Genomic DNA, 17,589 nt, shown 5'->3' with positions numbered 1-17,589 from the left:
GGGTCATTCTATGACCGGGCTCCCACCGAGACCGGGCGTCCGCTGAACTGCACGAACACGTGCTCTCCGGGCTCGGGACGGAGGGCGACCGCGTGCTGCACTGAGAGGAGCGAGCCATCCTCGAGCCCGACGATCGTGCGCCTGATCGACCCGAGAAAACTCGTGGAGACGACCGTCGCGGCGACCCCCGACGCCGCGAAGGCGACATCCTCGGGGCGTACGAGCGCGACGACCGGCCCGTCGGGCAGAGTCGACTCGACCACGGGGAGGGTGGCGCCGTAGAGCCGCACACCCGCGCGGGTCAGCTCACCGTCGAGTCGATTGCTCAGCCCCACGAAGTCGGCGACGAACGCGCTCGACGGAGCTGAGTAGAGCTCCTCCGGCGATCCGATCTGCTCGATGCGCCCACTCTTCATGACGGCCACCCGGTCCGCGATCGCGAGAGCCTCCTCCTGATCGTGCGTGACGAAGAGCGTCGTGATTCCGAGCTCGAGTTGGATGCGACGGATCTCCTCGCGCAACTGCACGCGAACCTTCGCATCGAGGGCAGACAGCGGTTCGTCGAGTAGAAGCACGCGGGGGCGCGTGACGAGTGCGCGAGCGAGGGCCACCCGCTGTTGCTGCCCACCCGACATCTGGTGGGCGAATCGCGAGCCGAAAGCTCCGAGCCCGACCATCTCGAGCGCCTCGGCCACTCTCGCCCGACGCTGCTCTGCCGGGACCTTGCGCATGCGCAAACCGAATTCCACGTTCTGCGCGGCCGTGAGATGCGGGAAGAGAGAGTACGCCTGGAAAACCATGCCGATGTCGCGGCGATTGGTGGGCACTCGCGCGACATCCGTTCCATCGATGCGTATCTCGCCGCTGTCGACGACATCGAGCCCCGCGAGCGCGCGCAACGCCGTGGTCTTGCCGCACCCCGACGGCCCGAGGAGCGCGACGAACTCCCCCTCGCGCAGATCGAGCGAGATGCCGTCGAGCGCACGAACACCGGAATAGGTCTTGACGACGTCGACGAGTTCGACGCTCGCACTCGTGTCGCCGCTCGATGCGGTTGTGGGCGTCGTCTCTGCCGCCGGTGTCGCGTGGTTGTCGAGAGTGGTCATGAGGTGCTCCGATCCGTGGGGGATGAAGGCGACCCGGCGCCGACGCGCCCGATCACGAGCAGAAGGATGAATGCGAACGCGAGGGCCAGCAGAGCGAAGATCACGGCCGTGAACGGGTCGGCCTTCGAGACGATGAGGAGGGCCGTCTGGAGGTTGACCCTGCTCAGCAGCGACGCGATCGTGAACTCCCCGAGCACCACCGCGATCGTGATGAACGCCGCTGCAAGCAGACCCCGCTTGAGACTCGGCACGATGATGCGAAGCATGACCGTGCCCCACCCTGCACCCGACGCACGCGCCGCCTCGCTCAGAGTCGCGACATCGATCGCGTCGAGATTGGTGCGCAGCGCGCGGTAGGCGAAGGGGAGGACGAGGATGCCGTAGGCGAGCGCGAGAGTCCACACACCACTTCCCGCGAGGCGCGAGATGACCCCGTAGAGCGGCGCGAGCCCGACGACGTGCACGATCGCGGGGATGGAGATCGGAAGCAGACACACGAACTCGAGAAGACGCTTGAGGCGCGGCATCCGCAGGTCGACGAGCACCATCGTGGGAGTCAGCAGCATGAGCACGAGCACCACCGTGACGATCGCGAGTGTCACCGAGTTGCCGAGGCCGACCCACACACCGCGGTAGCTGTTGTCGAGCTGGCCGGTGAAGAGAGCGGTCCAGCGATCGGCACTGTAGCCACCCTCGAGCCCCTTGCGGAGAGTGAACTCGATCATCGCGACGATCGGGATGGCGAAGACCACTCCGACGGCACCGAGGATGCCCCAGCGTGTGACTGCGCTGGGTGCCGGCGAGTGGGTGGTCACCGCTGCCACCTCGACGCTCGGCTCTGCAGGAGGGAGTACAGGGTCATGACGACGGCCATGACGACGATCATCCCGAGGGCGAGTGCCCCCGCGAGGTTCTCTCTCCCGAGAACCGTCTCGCTCGTGAGCGCCGCGCGGATCTGCAGCGGAACGATGCCCGACCCCTGACTCGTGAGGGCCGCGGCCGTGGCGAACGACGAGAACGCGTTGGCGAAGAGCAGCAGGAGACACCCGAAGAACGAGGGCGCGAGCACCGGAAAACCGACGCGCCACCAGAAGGTCGCGCGGGTTCCGCCGAGGGTCGCCGTGGCTTCGGACCAGCTCGGTTTGAGCGCCTCGAGCGCCGGGAGGAAGGTGATGACCATGAGAGGCACCTGGAAGTAGAGGTAGGGCAGAACGAGACCCGGAACCTCGTAGAGCCAGACGCCGTCGGCGAAGATGTCGATGCCGACGTCATCGCGCAGCACACTCGTGACGAACCCCTGGGTGCCGATCGTCGCCACGAAGGCGAACGCGAGCATGACGCCGCCGAACTGCGCGAGCACACCGCTCGCGGCATCGATCACGGAGCGGAGCATTCCGTCCACCCTCGTGCCGATCAGCGCGTAGCAGACGAGGGCCCCGACGACGGCGCCGACCACGGCGGTGAAGGCCGAGAGCCAGATCGAGTTCCAGAACGTCGTGAGGATCACGGGTTCAGCGAGAGCCTCGATGTTGGTGAGGCTCAGTGCGCCCTCGGCGTCGACGAACCCCGTCGCGAGGGCGATGATCGTCGGCACGGCGAGAAACAGCACGACGTAGGCGCCGAACGGCAGCAGCCCGAGGGTTCGGGCTGCTGCCGCAGGAGCCGTTCTACTGGACAGCGGATGCCCACTGCTCGCCGAGGAGCGTCGCGGCTGCGTCGCTCTGGTCGGCGGTCGGCACGACGGTCTCGTCAGGCAGCTCGGGAAGTGCCTCGAAGAGTTCGGTGTCGATCGTTCCGGCCTCGGCCATCGCGTCGGCACGCACGGGACGAGCTCCGCCCGCGAGCCACAGGTTCTGCGCCTCATCGCTGTAGAGGAACTCCTGCCAGAGCCTCGCCGCGGCGGGGTTCGGGGCATCGGCGTTGATCGCCTGGTTGTAGTAGCCCGCGTAGCCCGTTCCGGGGAAGACCACGACCTCCCAGTTGCGCTGGTCTTCGAGCTGGGTGCCGTAGCCGACGTTGAGGTAGTCCCAGTCGAATACGACCGGGGTCTCTCCCGAGGCGATCGTCGCGGGCGTCGGGTCGATCTTCACGAGGTTGCCCGCGTCGTTGAGTTCGCCGAAGAAGTCGATTCCCGTCGAGAAGTCGTCGACCGATCCGCCGGCCTGCACGGATGCGAGGCCGACGGCCGCGAAAGCCGAACCGGCTTGGGTCGGGTCGCCGTTGATGGCGACCTTGCCGCGGTACTCGGCGCCTAGCAGATCGTCGAGCGACTCGGGTGCCGGCACGGAATCGGGGTCGTAGCCCACCGACATGTATCCGCCGTAGTCACCGACCCACAGCCCGTTCTCCTCCTTGAGGGTCTCGGGGATGTCGTCCCAGGTCTGCACCTTGTACGGCGCGAAGTAGTCGGTGCTCGAGAGCGCGACCGCGAGCCCGAGGTCGAAGACGTCGGGAGCGGTGTCCTGGCCGGCGAGGTTCTCTGCCGCTTGGATCTCCTCCGCGCTCGAGGCGTCGGGGCTCGCCTCCGTGATGGTGATCTCCGGGTACTTCTCGGCGAAGAGGTCGAGTATCTCGCCGTAGTTCGCCCAGTCGCGCGGAAGCGCGATGACGTTGAGCGCTCCCTCGGCGATGGCCGCCTCTTCGAGTGCGGCGAGGTCGCCGAAAGCGGAGATGTCGGTCGCGGTCGCGGCGTCGACATCCGACTCTCCACCTTCGGCCGGGGTCGACGCACACCCGGTGAGGGCGATGGCGGCGGCGGCGAGAAGCGCTACGGGGGTAGCGCGGCGTCTCATGTTCATGGTTCCTCCTCGGCCGCCGGTAGCCCGCGCTGTGAGCGGGCAGAGGGTGACCGGGGGTGGCCTGATCGGAAGCTACGGATACCGGTTGAAATACGCCCGTCGTTCTGGTGAACGGCACGCGATGGCGGATTAACTCGAGTTGAACGAGTGTCGGATGTCGTCGATAGAGTCGCGGTGATGACTGACTCGATGTCTGCGGCATCCGCCCGACGCACGGCCCTCGCGGCCCAGGGTTTTGCGCGACCGCGCCCCGCGACGGTCGGAACACGGCAGCTCGCGAGCGCGATCGACCGGCTCGGGCTCGTGCAGCTCGACTCGGTGAACGTGTTCGAGCGAAGCCACTACCTGCCGCTCTTCGCTCGGCTCGGGGCGTTCGACCGGGCGTTGCTCGATCGGCTCACGTTCGCGAAGACTGCGCGCTACACCGAGTACTGGGCGCACGAAGCAGCGCTCATCCCCGTCGACACGTGGCCGCTGTTGCGCTGGAGGATGGACGACCGCCGCGCGAAAGACGACGCTGACGAGTCGTCGTGGTCGCGGGCGAACGGGCCGATGCTCGACTGGCTGCGCGCCGAGATCGCCGACAAGGGGCCGCTCACCGTGCGCGAGGTCGAGCACGACGCGACCGCGCGGCGCGGGCCGTGGTGGGGCTGGTCCGACGTCAAGATCGGCCTCGAGAAGCTGTTCGCGTGGGGAGAGCTCGTGAGCGCGGGGCGGTCACGCTTCGAGCGACGCTATGCGCTGCCCGAGCAAGCGCTGCCTCCCGCCGTGATCGCCGCTCGCGTCGATCGCGCCGACGCGCAGCGGGCCCTCGTCGAGCGGGGGGCACTCGCCCACGGCGTCGGCACGGCCGGCGACCTCGCCGACTACTTCCGGATGCCGGTCGCCGCGACACTCGCCGCCATCCGCGATCTCGTCGACGACGGCATCCTTCTGCCCACCGCCGTCGAAGGGTGGAAGGCCTCCGCCTGGCGACACCGCGACGCCCGCACCCCGCGCCGCGTCGACGCCGTCGCCCTTCTGTCACCGTTCGACCCCGTCGTGTGGGCGCGTCCGCGGGCCGAGCGGCTCTTCGACTTCCACTACCGCATCGAGATCTACACCCCCGCACCCCAGCGCAAGTTCGGCTACTACTCGCTGCCGCTGCTCGTCGACGACGACGTCGTGGGGCGCATCGACCTCAAGAGTGACCGCCAGAACGGGGTGCTGCTCGTGCAGTCGGCGTGGGTCGAAGAGGGCGCACCGGCCGACACGGCTGAGCGGGCAGTGCCGCGGTTGCTCGAGGCAGCCGCGTGGCAAGGGCTCGAGAGGGTCGAGGTCGTGGGGCGCGGGTCACTCGCGCCGGGGCTCGCGGGGGTGCTCGCGTCGAGCGGCGGCGCACGGTAGGTCGCACCTCGATAGTGTCGTGCCGTGACCGACGACGACCAGGACCTCCCCCGCGGGTGGATCGCTCTGCAGCCGCACCACTGGAGTCGGGCATGGCTCGGCTTCAATGCTCCAATGGCGGCGCTGGCCGTGGTGCAGATGCCTTTCGTTGTGTGGCACGGCGGTCGGGCCCTCGGGGGGAGCTATCTCCTCGTGTTCGCCCTCGTCATCCTCACCCTCGTGGTCGTCTTTCTCACCACGACGGTCATCATGAACCGGAGATGGCCGATCGCGGAGATCAACCTCGACACCTCGGAGCTGCGAGCAGGCAGCCGGGTTGTGGGCCTCGCCGACGTCGATCGCGCGATGCTCGCGGCGTGGTCGGTGAAAAAGGTGCGGGCGGTCAAGCTGCGTCTCACCGGAGCCGGGGCGCGGGCGGAGGTGACGGTGCGGAGCCGCCGCGGTGCGCTTCTCGACGACACCGCTACCCGGGTCCTCGCCGAAGCCCTCCGCCGCACTGCCGTCGAATTGCCGAAGGCGAAAGAAGACCCGACCGGCCGGTTCGCCCGCTACAACTTTCCGACGAACATCACGCGCGACGAGGCCGTCGCCATAGCGCTGAACCCTCCGACCGTCGACGACAGGCTGCCTATCCCGTCGTGAATGCGGATCGACGCCGCCTGTTGGCGCCAGCTGCTAGTCGCTAGCTGTTAGGTGCTACGAGATGTTCAGCAACCGCACCGTTCCGACGATAGTGACCGCGAAGAGGCTCGCGATTCCGACGACGAGCAGCGGCACCGCCGCGGCCGCGCCGAGCACGAGCAGCACGAGGCCGAGGAAGGCACACGCGACGGCGATTCCGAGCCAGACGGCCATCTCCTCGCCCCGTCGATAGAGGGTCTGCGCGTTCGACTCGGTCACCGGCGCCGGGTAGTTGAGGCGGTGCGGATGGGTCGACAGCACGGCGACGAGAAGCTGGAGCGCGAGCCAGACACCGAGCAGCACCCAGATCATCGACCGCGGCCCGCTGTTCGTGTCGACACCGCTCGTGTCGGGGCCGATCGTGTCGGGGCCGGACCCGCCGAAATGCACCGGCAGCTCGGCCGGCAACGACGGATACACCGCCGCGACGGCGACCGCGACGACGAGAACCGCGAGGCACCCCGCCCAGCGGAGACCGCGGATGGCGGGCGAGCTCGTGAACGAGCGTCGGGGTCGAGCGGCGGGGGCAGACATCCGCTCCATGCTCTCAAATGTGCTCGCGAGTCTCGACGTCGCGATCGCGGTCGCAAATGGTTCTTATGGCGGGCCGAAACAACCGTTTGCGACCGCGATGCGCGGTATTCGGCGCCCGGCGACGCCGATGCGCGGGTGCGTCACACCGGCAGTTCGTAGATGTGCGTCGGCACGCCCGAGGGTGTGGTGTCGTGCCTCGCGAACGTGAATCCGAGCTTCTGCGCGAGCCCGATCGATGCCGTGTTCTCCGGGTGGATGTTGGCGATCAGCCGCTCGAGCGCCGGCGACGCCCGCGCCCACTCGACCCATGCTGACGCGCCCTCGAAGGCCACCCCTCGGCCCTGCGCGTGACGGCCGAGAACATAGCCGAGCTCGACCTAGTTCCAGTTCGGCCAGAATCGCAGCCCGATGCGCCCCAAGAACTCGCCCGAGGTGCGGTCGACGACGGCGCTCTGGCCGTATCCCCGCTCCTGCCACTCCTCCGCGAACGACGCCGTCTGCAGACGAATCGTTTCGGGGGTGAGGCGGTCGCCGCCGACGTAGCGCGCCACATCCGGGTCGGAGTACAGGGTCGTCATCGCGGGGACATCTGCGATCGTGAGGGGGCGCAGCCGGAGCCGCTCGGTCGTGAGAGTGCGGGCGTCGAGCATGTGCCCAGCTTGCCGCGTCGTGGGCGGCCGCGGCGCACACGGCGCACGATCGCGGTCGCAAATGGCTGTCTCGGGCCATGTTGAACAGCGTTGTGCGACCGCGATGCGTGACGAGCGCAGAACCTCTCGGGCGTCAGAACCCGCGGCCGCTCTCGCGCAGGCGCTCGACACGCTGCTCGATGGGCGGGTGCGTGCTGAACATGCGGTCGATGATGCCCGGCTTGGTGGGGTCGGAGATCCACATGTGCGCCATGGTCGAGTTCTGGCGCTTCATCGGGCGGCCGTAGGCGGCGAGCTTCTCGAGTGCGCTCGCGAGGGCGTCGGGATGACGCGTCGTGAGGGCACCGGTCGCGTCGGCGAGGTACTCGCGCTGGCGGGAGACCGCCGACTGCACGACGCCCGCGACGAGGGGCGCGACGATGATGGCGACGAGACCGACGACGAGGAGGATCGGGTTGCCCCCGCTGTTGCGGTTGCCCCGGGAGAAGAACGTCATGCGCAGCAGGATGTCGGCGATGAGACCGACGGCTACGACGAGGCCGAAGACGATCGTCGTCACGCGGATGTCGTAGTTCTGCACGTGGCCCATCTCGTGGGCCATGACGCCCTCGAGTTCGGCGTCGTCCATGATGTCGAGCAGGCCCGTGGTCGCGGCGACGCTCGCGTGCTGCGGGTCGCGACCCGTGGCGAACGCGTTCGGTGCAGGGTCGTCGACGATGTAGACCTTCGGCATCGGGGTTCCCGTGGTGATCGAGAGGTTCTCGACGATGCGGTAGAGCCGCGGGTTGTCACTCTTCTCGATCTGCCGCGCACCGCTCATGACGACCGCTTGGCTGCCCGCCGCGAAGTACTGGATGATCGCGTAGATCGCTGCCCCCACGAGAACCGCGATCGTGACACCCCACGAGCCGCCCGCGAACAGGTAGCTCGCGACCCACCCGAGCACGCCGATGAGCACGACGAACAGCGCGATGATGAAGACGGTGTTGCGCTTGTTGGCGGCGATGGCGCGATACATTCAGTGCCCTCTGGTCGAGCTGCGGGCGGTGATCAGAACTGCACGCGCGGCGGCTCGGCGATCGCCGCGGCATCCGCGACCTCGAAGAACTCGCGCTCGGAGAAGCCGAGTCCGCGCACGAACAGGGTGTTCGGAAACTGCTTGATCTTGGTGTTGAGTTCGCGCACGCCGCCGTTGTAGAAGCGACGCGACGCCTGGATCTTGTCTTCGGTGTCGACGAGCTCGCCCTGGAGCTGGAGGAAGTTCTGGCTCGCCTGGAGCTGCGGGTAGGCCTCGGCCACGGCGAAGATGCTCTTGAGCGCGGACTGCATGTGGTTCTCAGCGACCGACGCGTCGGCGGGGCTGCCCGCCTGCAGGGTTTCGGCGCGAGCCTTCGTCACCGACTCGAAGACCCCCTTCTCGTGGGCGGCATAACCCTTGACCGCTTCGATGAGGTTCGGCAGCAGATCTGCCCGCCTCTTGAGCTGCACCGTGATGTCGCTCCACGCCTCGTCGACCCGCACGTTCAGGGTCACGAGACCGTTGTAGGTGGTCCACAGGTAGATGCCCGCGATCACGACGAGCAGAACGATGACGCCGACGACGATGAGGATTTCCATGGCGTCAGCATACTGACCGGGTCTCTCCAACTGCTGAAAACCTGTGCCCCGGCGCGGTTTACACGGGGGACACATGCGTGCGGTTGACTGGAGTCCGGCCTCACGGCCGGGAGCAGGAAGGCCGGAAAGCATGGACCTCAACACGATCCGGTCGGTTCGTCAGCCGCGCGAGAGACACGAACTCACGCTCGCCCCGGGAGAAGACTTCCTCGGCGGCGGGTCGTGGCTGTTCTCCGAACCGCAACTCGGGCTCACGGGCCTCGTCGACCTCACCTCCCTCGGCTGGCCACCGATCGAGGTCGACGACGACGTGTTGCGCATCGCCGCGACGTGCACGTTCACCGAGCTCGCCGCGGTCGAGGCGAGGGCAGGGTGGCGCGCGCATCCGCTGCTGCGCCAGTGCTGCACCGCACTTCTCGGATCGTTCAAGGTGTGGAACACGGCGACCGTCGGCGGCAACATCTGCCTCGCGCTCCCCGCCGGCCCGATGACCTCCCTCGCGTCCGCGCTCGACGCGACCGCCGTGATCTGGACCCCCGACGGCGGCGAGCGCCGCTCGCCCGTGCTCGACCTCGTCGTCGACGTGCAGACCACATCGCTCGAGCGGGGCGAACTGCTGAGGTCGATCGAGATCCCGATCGAGCGGATGCGGTCGGCGACCGCCTATCGCAAGATCGCGCTCTCGGCGCTCGGGCGCTCGGGCACCGTGGTGATCGCGCGGCTCGACGCCGACGGCACGTTCGCCGCGACCGTCTCGGGCGGGACGACCCGACCCGTGCAGGTGCGCTTCGACGCCGTGCCGGAGGCATCCGCTCTCGCGGCGGCGATCGAGCAGATCGACTGCTGGTACGACGACCTGCACGGTGCACCCGACTGGCGGCGCGCGATGAGCGTGCTGCTCGCCGAGGAGTGCCGGGTCGAACTGCTCGCGGGCTCGACTGCGGCGAGCGCCGCCACCCACAGTGAGGATCCCCGATGAAGTTCGATGTCAACGGCCGCGAACTCGACGTGACCCCGCGCCCCGGGCAGTGTCTGCGCACACTCCTGCGCGAGCACGAGCACTTCGAGGTGAAGAAGGGCTGCGATGCGGGCGACTGCGGCGCGTGCTCGGTGCTCGTCGACGGCGTGCCCCAGCACTCGTGCATCGTGCCCGCGGTGCGCATGGAGGGCAAGTCCATCACGACGGCAGCGGGCCTCGCACCCGAGGGCGAACTGCACCCCGTGCAGCAGGCGTTCGTCGACGCCGCCGCGTTCCAGTGCGGGTTCTGCACGCCGGGAATGGTCGTGACGGCGTCGACCCTGAGCGAGGAGCAGCTCACCGGCGACGACAGCGCCGACCTCCCCCGCCTCATGAAGGGCAACATCTGCCGGTGCACCGGATACCGCGCGATCGGCGACGCCCTGTGCGGCCGGGCCAACGTCGAGCGCACCCCCGGGCCGGTCTCCGTCGGGCTCTCGGTCGGCGCACCCGCGGGCCCCCGCATCGTGCGCGGCACCGAACCGTTCACCCTCGACTTCACGACCCCCGATCTGGCGCACCTCGCGATCGTGCAGAGCCCCCACGCTCACGCGCGCGTCGTCGCGATCGACACCGCCGCGGCATCCGCTCTCCCGGGCGTGCTCGCGGTGCTCACCCACGAGCACTCCCCCGACGTGCTCTTCTCGACCGGCCGCCATCAGAGCCGCAGCGACGACCCCGACGACACGCGCGTGCTCGACACGGTCGTGCGCTTTCGCGGGCAGCGCGTCGCCGCCGTCGTCGCCGAGAGCGCCGCGATCGCCGACGAGGCCTGCCGACTCGTGCGCGTGGACTACGAGGTGTTGCCGGCGAACTTCGACCCCGAGCTCGCGGATGTCGCGGGCACCCCGCTCGTGCACGGCGACAAGGTCGAGGGTTCCGGGATCGCCGATGCCGGCCGCAACCTCGTGGCCGAGGTGCACGGTGAGCTCGGCGACGTGGACGCCGCGATCGCCACGGCGGCGGCGACGGTCTCGGGCACGTGGCGCACCCAGCGGGTGTCGCACGTCGCGCTCGAAACCCACGCGACACGCGGGTGGATCGACGATGACGGGCGTCTCGTGCTGCGCTCGAGCTCGCAAGTGCCGTTCCTCGTGCGCGACGAGCTGTGCCACATCTTCGGGCTCGAGAAAGACCGGGTGCGCGTCGTCACGGCGCGCGTCGGCGGCGGGTTCGGCGGCAAGCAGGAGTTGCTCACCGAAGACATCGTGACGCTCGCGGTGCTCACGACGGGGCGGCCGGTGCAATACGAGTTCTCGCGCACCGACGAGTTCACGATCGCTCCCCCTCGGCATCCGATGCGCATCAGCGTGGCCCTCGCCGCCGACGCCGCGGGCATCCTCACGGCGATCGACGTCGACATGCTCGCCGACACCGGGGCATACGGCAACCACGGGCCCGGCGTGATGTACCACAGCTGCAACGAGTCGCTCAGCATCTACCGCTGCGCGAACAAGCGGGTCAACACGCGCTCGGTCTACACGAACAACCTGCCCTCGGGCGCCTTCCGCGGCTACGGGCTCGGGCAGATCATCTACGCGGTCGAGTCGGCGATGGACGACCTCGCGCGCGAGCTCGGCATCGACCGGTTCGAGTTGCGACGCCGCAACGTCGTCGTGCCCGGCGACCCTCTCGTCGTGACCAAGCAGGAGGACCACGACGACCTGCTCTACGGGAGCTACGGCCTCGACCAGTGCCTCGACCTCGCCGAGGAGGCACTCGCGCGCGGCAACGGAGTCGAGGCACCCGTCGGCGACACCTGGAGGGTCGGCACGGGCATGGCCGTCGCGATGATCGCGACACTCCCCCCGCGCGGACACTTCGCCGACGTCTCCGTGTCGGTCGACCGCGAGGGCACCTACACCGTCAACGTCGGCACGGCCGAGTTCGGCAACGGCACCACCACAGCCCACGTGCAACTGCTCGCGACCGCGATGTCGACGAGCCCCGACCGCATCCGGGTGAGGCAATCCGACACCGACGTCGTGCCCTACGACACCGGAGCGTTCGGGTCTGCGGGAACCGTCGTCGCGGGCAAAGCCGTGCTCGTCGCGGCGGGGGTGCTGCGGGCGCGGCTCGAGGCGGCCGCGACGTCGGGGGCGGATGCATCCGCTGTTCTCACGGCGCACGGTGTCACGATCGGCGGCGGAGGCACCGTGTCGTTCGGCGAGCTGCTCGGCGGTGACGAGTCGTGGTCGGCGACCGGAAGCGACGACGGCACACCGCGCTCGGTCGCCTTCAACGTGCACGCGTTCCGGGTCGCGGTCGACACCGCGACGGGTGAGGTGCGCATCCTGCAGTCCGTTCAGGCTGCGGACGCCGGGGTCGTCATCAACCCCGAGCAGTTGCGCGGCCAGATCGAGGGCGGCACCGCGCAGGCGATCGGCACGGCGCTCTTCGAAGAGATGCGCCTCGATGGCGAGGGCCGCGTGCTCAACCCCGAGATCCGCAACTACCACGTGCCGCAACTCGTCGACATCCCCGAGACGGAGGTCTCGTTCGCGTCGACCGTCGACTCGCTCGGTCCGGTCGGCGCGAAGTCGATGAGCGAAGCGCCGTACAACCCCGTGGCGCCGGCGCTCGCGAACGCCGTGACGGATGCGATCGGCGTGCGGCCGCACGAACTCCCGATGTCGCGCGACCGGGTGTGGCGGCTGCTGCACGGCGGCGCGTAGCGCGGGGCAGCGGCGCCGCAGGGCCGAGGCGCTGCAGGGCTGGGTTGCGTGTCGCATCGCGGTCGCGAATGGCGATCCCCCACGCGACATTCAGCCATATGCGACCGCGCGAGCGGACCGGGCGGTCTCGCGACCTCCGGGTCACGGCACGCACCAAGGGTCGGGTTGTCGCATCGCGGTCGCGAATGGCCGCTCAGCGCCCGCGATACCCGCAGAATGCGACCGCGCGAGGGCGTCAGGGCGTCAGGGCGTCAGGGTGTCAGGGCATCGCGGCCCGAGGCGCCCCTCCTAGCGACCCGCGTCAGCGTCGCGCGTGGATCGCCCCCGAGCGGGCGCGCAGCTCTGCGCCGCTCGCACCCGATCGCGCCGCGAGCACCTCGGCGAGGATCGACACGGCCGTCTCTTCGGGGGTGCTCGCACCGATGTCGAGCCCGATGGGTGAGTGCAGGCGGGAGAGGTCGTGGATGCCGCGGTCGGCGAGCGCCTCGACGCGCGCCGCGTGCGTGGCCCGGGAGCCCATCGCGCCGATGTAGGCGACGGGGCGCGCGAGGGCGCCGGCGATGAGGTCGACGTCGAACCTGTCGTCGTGGCTGAGGATGCAGACGACCGATCGCTCGTCGAGGTCGACGCGCGCGAGGTAGTCGGTCGGCCATTCGACGACGACCTCCGTCGCTGCGGGAAAGCGCGCGTGTGTCGCGAACGTCGACCGGGGGTCGCACACGGTGACGGCGAAACCGACGGCGGATGCCGCGGCACACAGCGCCACGGAGAACTCGACGGCCCCGAAGATGAGAAACGTCGCGGGGGTCTCGACGGCGTCGGTGAACACGGTGAGCCCGTCGCATCCGTCGGGGGAAGTCACGACCTCCCCGATGCGAGAGGGGTCACCCGAGGTCACGAGTGACACGCGCGCCGAGCGGCCTGCCGCCGCGTCACGCAGCGCCGCGATGATGGGGGCGCTCGCGGCATCCGCGGTCGATACGCGCACGGCGACGATCTCGATCCGGCCCCCGCACGCGAGCCCCACCGCGAACGCGGCGTCGTCGTCGAACCCGAACCCCGCGAACTCGGCGCGCCCCGTCGCGAGCACCCGGTCGCACATCTCGACGAGGGCGCCGTCGACGCAACCGCCCGAGATGCTTCCGGCCACAGCCCCGCTCGACGACACCGCCATCGACGACCCGACGGTGCGGGGGGCGCTCCCGGTGATGCTCACGGCGGTCGCGACGACAACCGCGTGACCGGCGTCGATCTCGCGCAGCACGCGATCGGCGATCTCGAACACGGCTGCCCCTCTCGAACCGGGGCCGACGCACCGGCCCGTCGTCACGAGCCTGACACATGACGCTGGTACCCATGGTGCATGCTCACCATCACCGGGGCCGACGCCATCGTCATCGACGAGAACACCGAGACGACGGGCGACCTCTCCCTCGTCGACGGTGTGGTCGCCGAGTTCGGGCGTGCCGACGTCGACATCTCCGACACACGCATCCCCGATTCCCCAACTCTCGACACCGAAACACTCGACGCCTCGGGCTGCATCGTCACCCCCGGCCTCGTCAACGCCCACCACCACCTGCTGCAGTCGGCGTTCCGCACCCTGCCGGGCACGCGCGGGGTGCCGATGGCCGACTGGCTTCCGACGATGGCCGCCGCCTACAGCGCCGCGGGCGTCGACCCCGAGCTGTGCCACGTCGCGGCGAGCGCGGGGCTCGCCGAGTCGCTGCTCTCGGGCGTGACGACCGTGGCCGACCATCACCTCACGTGGCCCGCCGGGTGCGACAGTGTGGGCATGGCGCGCGCGACCGCAGACGCGGCCCGCGCGCTCGGCGCCCGACTCGTGTTCGTGCGCGGGTCGGCGCGCGACGACCCCGAGGTGGCCGCGGCATCGGCCGAGGCGATCGCAGAGGCGCTCGTCGCCGGAGCCCGTGGCGGCGTGAGCGCCGACGGCATGCTGCAGTTCGCCGTGGGTCCGGCGGGCGTGCACAGCGATTCGGCCGAGACGTTCCGTCTGCTCGGCGAGGTCGCCGAACGCCACGGTCTCCGGCGCCGCACCCAGTCGAACGAGCAAGTGGATGTCGCGATCGCCCTCGAGCGCTTCGGTCGGCGCCCGCTCGACCTCCTCGCCGAGTGGGGGTGGCTCGCCCCCGACGTGACGCTCGCGCACCTGTGCGATGTGACTCCCGCGGAGATCGCGCGGGTCGCGGCATCCGGGGCCTCGGCGACTCACGCGCCCGGGTGCGATGTGCCGATGGGCTGGGGCATCGCCCCCGTGGCCGCACTGCGCGGGGCCGGCATCGCCGTGGGGCTCGGCACGAGCGGCGGCGGCAGCAATGACGCCGGTCACCTGCTCGCCGACGCGCGCCTGGCGATGCAGATCGCTGCGCTCGTCGGCCCTCCCCTCGCCGCACGCGAGGTGCTCGGCATGGCGACCGCGGGTTCGGCCGCGGGGCTCGGGCGACCGGAGCTCGGGCACCTGCGCCCGGGGGCCGCCGCCGATGTGTGCGTGTGGGATGTCTCGGGGGTCGCGGATGCCGGCATCGCCGACCCTGTGGCCGGGTTGCTGTGGGGCTCCCCCGGGCGCCGTCCCCGCCACGTCGTCGTGGGCGGGCGCGTGGTCGTGCGCGACGGCGTGCTCGTGTCGGGTGACGAGCGCGCGATCACGCGACGGATGCGCGAGCGCGTCGGCCGGTAGCCACGGCCGACCGAGACTGAAGCCCGCTACTCGCCGGAGTGGATGCTGAGCGTCTCGACGAGGAGCTGGTCGCCCACGGCGGAGACCCCGTCGACGCCGAGGGCCGTGTTCACGACCATGTTGCGTTCATCCATCGATCCGACGGAGCCCTGGAGGGCGATGCCGCCGCCCGCATAAACCACGCGCACGCGTGAGGTGTCGGTGCTCGGACAGTCGCCGATCGCCGCCGTCACCCGGCCGACCAGGTCGGCCTGAGGGTCGGTGGCACTCGAGGCGGTGCCCGAGATGTTGTTCGTGGCGTTGCTCACGGCATCGTTCATGGTCGAGCCCTCACATTCTGGTGGAAAGAGTCGGTGCGGCTGTCGAGAAGTCCGGTGCGGCACATCCTCCTCCCCTCGGGGCCTCCGAGGAAGAGTCGAGTGCACTAATTGTGAACGAACACCGTGCGAGGCCGTCCGAGGCACCCGGCCCGCCCGATCAGCGCTCCCACGAGGCGAATGCCGTCACGACGCTCTGCACGAGGGTCTCGAAGCTGCGGTCGAGGTCGAAGGGCATGCCGAACCCTCCGCCGGTCTCGAGCGCGACGAACCCGTGGAGTGTCGAGCGGAAGAACCGCGTCGCATCCACCGCGTCGGTGTCGCGCAGGTCGTAGCCTGCGAGCACCGTGAAGATGAGGTCGAGGAGCGCCGCCGACACCGCGAGTTCCTCGTCGCGATCGGCCGCCGGAATCCGCGTCGTGAGCGGGTACTGCCCGGGGTGCTCGAGCGCCCACCGCCGGTAGGCGTGCGCCATGCTGCGGATGGCATCGTCGCGCGCGAGCCCGACGGCCGACCGGGACATCGCCTCGACGAGACCCGTCTTCGCGAGAAGGGTCATGCCGAGCACGAGCCCGGGCATGCCGTCGACGTGTTTGTAGAGCGAGGGAACCCTCACCCCGAGGCTGTCGGCGACGGCCGCGAGGTTGAGCGTCTCGGTCGGGTTGGCGTCGAGCAGTTCTGCCGCCCTGCCGACCACGATCGCGGTGCTCAGCCCCGCCCTAGGCAACGGGAGCCACCCTCGCGAGAAACGGGAGCACCGCGGCGCTCGTGAGCTCGGATTGCTGCGAGTGCGGGTAGTGGCCCGCCTCGGGCACCATCACGACCTCGGCCTTCAGGGTGTCGCCGATCCAGCGCGCCTCGCCCGCCGGGTCGGAGAAGTCGGGGTCGCGCTCGCCCATGATGACGAGCGCGGGCGCGGTGACGGCGGCGAGTCGCGCTTCGGCGGGGTCGTGGTCGGTCTGCCTCGTCGTGAGCGAGAACGCCTTGCCGTATGCCGGCCGACGGATGCTCGCGACGACACGGGCTCGGTAGTCGTCGAAGTCTGCGGGCTTCCTGCCCGCGTAGAGCGTGGGCATGTAGGCCTTCCACGCCGTCGCGACCCACAGCGGGGCCATCATGGCGCGGAACACCGCGAGCATGAACGCGCTCGATTTCGGGTTGCGCACGAACGGACCCACGAGCGCGAGCCCGCTGACCCGATCGGGTTGTTCGGCGGCGACGATGACGGCGGCCCCCGCGGCGAGGGAGTTTGCGACGATCACGGCCGGGCGGCCGAGGTGCGCGAGGAGGGCACTGATGTCGCTCGCGGTCTCAGGGTCGCCGTACGACGAGAACGTCGTGTCGCTGTCGCCGTGACCGCGCAGGTCGGTCGTGACGACCGTGTAGCCGGCGGCGAGGAGTTCGGGGGTGAGGAACCGGTAGGTCGAGCGGAGGTCGCCCATTCCGGGAACGAGGATCACGAGGGGTCCCGAGCCCTGCGTGTCGTAGGCGATGCGGCCTTCGGACACGGACAGGTACTGCGTTGCGGGAGTCGAACCCGCCGGTGTTGTGGTCATGTGGCTAAGTTAGTTAGCCCGATCGCTAATGTCAATACCTCTACGACGCCCGGATGAACGGAATGGCGAGCCGGTTGGTGGAGACCTCCCGGTGGTGGGCCCGCACGAGGCCCCGGATGATCACGACGAGGTGCACGACGCACACGACCACGAAGAGGGTGATCGGGATGCCGAGAGGGTAGAAGCCCGACACGGGCTCGTCGCGCGTGAAGGCGAAGAGCAGCGCGAAGTGCCCTCCGACCGTCAAGACGGTCAGCAGGATGAGCGTGTAGCCCCAGTTGGCGGCCTGGCGCGCATTCTCGGCGGCGAGCGCCCCCTTCTTCTTCGCCGACGGGTAGATCGCGGCCATGACGATCCCCGCGGTGATCACCGAGAGGAACGGGATGCCGATGAACGCGAGGAAGCCGAGCCCGTAGTAGAGCGAGCCGGTCGGCGGCGGCGCGGGGTGAGGCGCGGACGGGGTGGGCTGCGCGGCCGACGGCGGGGTGGACTGCGCTGCGGACTGCGCGGAGGGATCAGGCTGAGAGATCGTCACGGTCCGAGTGTAGGGAGC

17 protein-coding genes and 1 pseudogene are annotated in these 17,589 nt (G+C 69.7%); 5 read left to right on the top strand and 13 right to left on the bottom strand.

Features of this window, described 5'->3' with window-relative positions; all coding sequences use genetic code 11:
- Positions 1–8: 8 nt before the first annotated feature.
- Genes ACLHIH_RS01010 through ACLHIH_RS00995 form a run of 4 tightly spaced genes read right to left on the bottom strand, consistent with a single transcriptional unit; the run spans position 9 to position 3,904 of the window.
- The gene (locus ACLHIH_RS01010) at positions 9–1,106 is read right to left on the bottom strand and encodes an ABC transporter ATP-binding protein (RefSeq protein WP_411314860.1); all 1,098 of its coding nucleotides are present in this window, start codon (positions 1,104–1,106) and stop codon (positions 9–11) included.
- Entirely contained in the window at positions 1,103–1,921 is an 819-nt protein-coding gene (locus ACLHIH_RS01005; RefSeq protein ID WP_411314859.1) for an ABC transporter permease subunit, read from the bottom strand. Before ACLHIH_RS01005 ends, ACLHIH_RS01010 begins: the two co-directional genes overlap by 4 nt.
- Complete coding sequence (locus ACLHIH_RS01000; protein ID WP_411316274.1) at positions 1,918–2,784, bottom strand: ABC transporter permease; 867 nt, start codon at positions 2,782–2,784, stop codon at positions 1,918–1,920. Before ACLHIH_RS01000 ends, ACLHIH_RS01005 begins: the two co-directional genes overlap by 4 nt.
- Positions 2,774–3,904, bottom strand: coding sequence for an ABC transporter substrate-binding protein (locus ACLHIH_RS00995; RefSeq protein WP_411314858.1), 1,131 nt, complete (start codon positions 3,902–3,904; stop codon positions 2,774–2,776). Before ACLHIH_RS00995 ends, ACLHIH_RS01000 begins: the two co-directional genes overlap by 11 nt.
- 177 nt (positions 3,905–4,081) lie before the next feature.
- Here ACLHIH_RS00995 and ACLHIH_RS00990 point away from each other — a divergent pair, with 177 nt between their 5' ends.
- Positions 4,082–5,290, top strand: a complete 1,209-nt coding sequence (locus tag ACLHIH_RS00990; protein WP_411314857.1) for a winged helix-turn-helix domain-containing protein — start codon at positions 4,082–4,084, stop codon at positions 5,288–5,290.
- Between the two features lie 24 nt (positions 5,291–5,314).
- On the top strand, positions 5,315–5,932 hold the full coding sequence (locus ACLHIH_RS00985; protein WP_411314856.1) for a hypothetical protein: 618 nt from the start codon (positions 5,315–5,317) through the stop codon (positions 5,930–5,932).
- 54 nt (positions 5,933–5,986) lie between these two features.
- On the opposite strand, the gene ACLHIH_RS00980 is transcribed toward ACLHIH_RS00985, so the two are convergent.
- From ACLHIH_RS00980 to ACLHIH_RS00965, 4 genes and pseudogenes are all read right to left on the bottom strand, one after another.
- The gene (locus tag ACLHIH_RS00980; RefSeq protein WP_411314855.1) at positions 5,987–6,505 is read right to left on the bottom strand and encodes a DUF1648 domain-containing protein; all 519 of its coding nucleotides are present in this window, start codon (positions 6,503–6,505) and stop codon (positions 5,987–5,989) included.
- A 140-nt stretch (positions 6,506–6,645) separates the two neighbouring features.
- Positions 6,646–7,155 (bottom strand): annotated as a pseudogene (locus tag ACLHIH_RS00975) (GNAT family N-acetyltransferase).
- Between the two features lie 133 nt (positions 7,156–7,288).
- On the bottom strand, positions 7,289–8,173 hold the full coding sequence (locus ACLHIH_RS00970) for a M48 family metalloprotease (RefSeq protein WP_411314854.1): 885 nt from the start codon (positions 8,171–8,173) through the stop codon (positions 7,289–7,291).
- A 32-nt stretch (positions 8,174–8,205) separates the two neighbouring features.
- Positions 8,206–8,772 carry a LemA family protein gene (locus tag ACLHIH_RS00965; protein ID WP_411314853.1) on the bottom strand — a complete coding sequence of 189 codons (567 nt, stop codon included), beginning with the start codon at positions 8,770–8,772 and terminating at the stop codon, positions 8,206–8,208.
- A 130-nt stretch (positions 8,773–8,902) separates the two neighbouring features.
- Between ACLHIH_RS00965 and ACLHIH_RS00960 the strand changes: the two genes are divergently transcribed.
- Both ACLHIH_RS00960 and ACLHIH_RS00955 read left to right on the top strand, forming a co-directional pair.
- Complete coding sequence (locus ACLHIH_RS00960; protein ID WP_411314852.1) at positions 8,903–9,751, top strand: FAD binding domain-containing protein; 849 nt, start codon at positions 8,903–8,905, stop codon at positions 9,749–9,751.
- Entirely contained in the window at positions 9,748–12,465 is a 2,718-nt protein-coding gene (locus tag ACLHIH_RS00955) for a molybdopterin-dependent oxidoreductase (RefSeq protein WP_411314851.1), read from the top strand. Before ACLHIH_RS00960 ends, ACLHIH_RS00955 begins: the two co-directional genes overlap by 4 nt.
- 301 nt (positions 12,466–12,766) lie before the next feature.
- Here ACLHIH_RS00955 and ACLHIH_RS00950 read toward each other — a convergent pair whose 3' ends face one another.
- The gene (locus ACLHIH_RS00950) at positions 12,767–13,750 is read right to left on the bottom strand and encodes an XdhC family protein (RefSeq protein WP_411314850.1); all 984 of its coding nucleotides are present in this window, start codon (positions 13,748–13,750) and stop codon (positions 12,767–12,769) included.
- Between the two features lie 78 nt (positions 13,751–13,828).
- Here ACLHIH_RS00950 and ACLHIH_RS00945 point away from each other — a divergent pair, with 78 nt between their 5' ends.
- Complete coding sequence (locus ACLHIH_RS00945) at positions 13,829–15,163, top strand: amidohydrolase family protein (RefSeq protein ID WP_411314849.1); 1,335 nt, start codon at positions 13,829–13,831, stop codon at positions 15,161–15,163.
- Between the two features lie 26 nt (positions 15,164–15,189).
- On the opposite strand, the gene ACLHIH_RS00940 is transcribed toward ACLHIH_RS00945, so the two are convergent.
- From ACLHIH_RS00940 to ACLHIH_RS00925, 4 genes are all read right to left on the bottom strand, one after another.
- Positions 15,190–15,483 (bottom strand): BON domain-containing protein, encoded by a 294-nt coding sequence (locus ACLHIH_RS00940; RefSeq protein WP_411314848.1) that lies wholly within the window; start codon positions 15,481–15,483, stop codon positions 15,190–15,192.
- Between the two features lie 157 nt (positions 15,484–15,640).
- The gene (locus ACLHIH_RS00935) at positions 15,641–16,207 is read right to left on the bottom strand and encodes a TetR-like C-terminal domain-containing protein (RefSeq protein WP_411314847.1); all 567 of its coding nucleotides are present in this window, start codon (positions 16,205–16,207) and stop codon (positions 15,641–15,643) included.
- Positions 16,200–17,036, bottom strand: a complete 837-nt coding sequence (locus tag ACLHIH_RS00930; RefSeq protein WP_411314846.1) for an alpha/beta fold hydrolase — start codon at positions 17,034–17,036, stop codon at positions 16,200–16,202. The genes ACLHIH_RS00935 and ACLHIH_RS00930 overlap by 8 nt, the downstream gene beginning before the upstream one ends.
- A gap of 40 nt (positions 17,037–17,076) precedes the next feature.
- Positions 17,077–17,571, bottom strand: coding sequence for a DUF4870 domain-containing protein (locus tag ACLHIH_RS00925; RefSeq protein ID WP_411314845.1), 495 nt, complete (start codon positions 17,569–17,571; stop codon positions 17,077–17,079).
- Positions 17,572–17,589 lie beyond the last annotated feature (18 nt).

The sequence above is a fragment of the Marisediminicola sp. LYQ134 genome (assembly GCF_046599635.1).
Lineage (GTDB): Bacteria > Actinomycetota > Actinomycetes > Actinomycetales > Microbacteriaceae > Marisediminicola.
This window is presented reverse-complemented; position numbering and strand designations above follow the sequence as displayed.

Bases quoted from the DNA above. Each gene is read 5' to 3' on its own strand.
- ACLHIH_RS01010 (WP_411314860.1), bottom strand. From the start codon at position 1,106: ATGACCACTCTCGACAACCACGCGACACCGGCGGCAGAGACGACGCCC.
- ACLHIH_RS00995 (WP_411314858.1), bottom strand. From the start codon at position 3,904: ATGAACATGAGACGCCGCGCTACCCCCGTAGCGCTTCTCGCCGCCGCC.
- ACLHIH_RS00990 (WP_411314857.1), top strand. From the start codon at position 4,082: ATGACTGACTCGATGTCTGCGGCATCCGCCCGACGCACGGCCCTCGCG.
- ACLHIH_RS00980 (WP_411314855.1), bottom strand. From the start codon at position 6,505: ATGTCTGCCCCCGCCGCTCGACCCCGACGCTCGTTCACGAGCTCGCCC.
- ACLHIH_RS00970 (WP_411314854.1), bottom strand. From the start codon at position 8,173: ATGTATCGCGCCATCGCCGCCAACAAGCGCAACACCGTCTTCATCATC.
- ACLHIH_RS00965 (WP_411314853.1), bottom strand. From the start codon at position 8,772: ATGGAAATCCTCATCGTCGTCGGCGTCATCGTTCTGCTCGTCGTGATC.
- ACLHIH_RS00960 (WP_411314852.1), top strand. From the start codon at position 8,903: ATGGACCTCAACACGATCCGGTCGGTTCGTCAGCCGCGCGAGAGACAC.
- ACLHIH_RS00955 (WP_411314851.1), top strand. From the start codon at position 9,748: ATGAAGTTCGATGTCAACGGCCGCGAACTCGACGTGACCCCGCGCCCC.
- ACLHIH_RS00945 (WP_411314849.1), top strand. From the start codon at position 13,829: ATGCTCACCATCACCGGGGCCGACGCCATCGTCATCGACGAGAACACC.
- ACLHIH_RS00940 (WP_411314848.1), bottom strand. From the start codon at position 15,483: ATGAACGATGCCGTGAGCAACGCCACGAACAACATCTCGGGCACCGCC.
- ACLHIH_RS00930 (WP_411314846.1), bottom strand. From the start codon at position 17,036: ATGACCACAACACCGGCGGGTTCGACTCCCGCAACGCAGTACCTGTCC.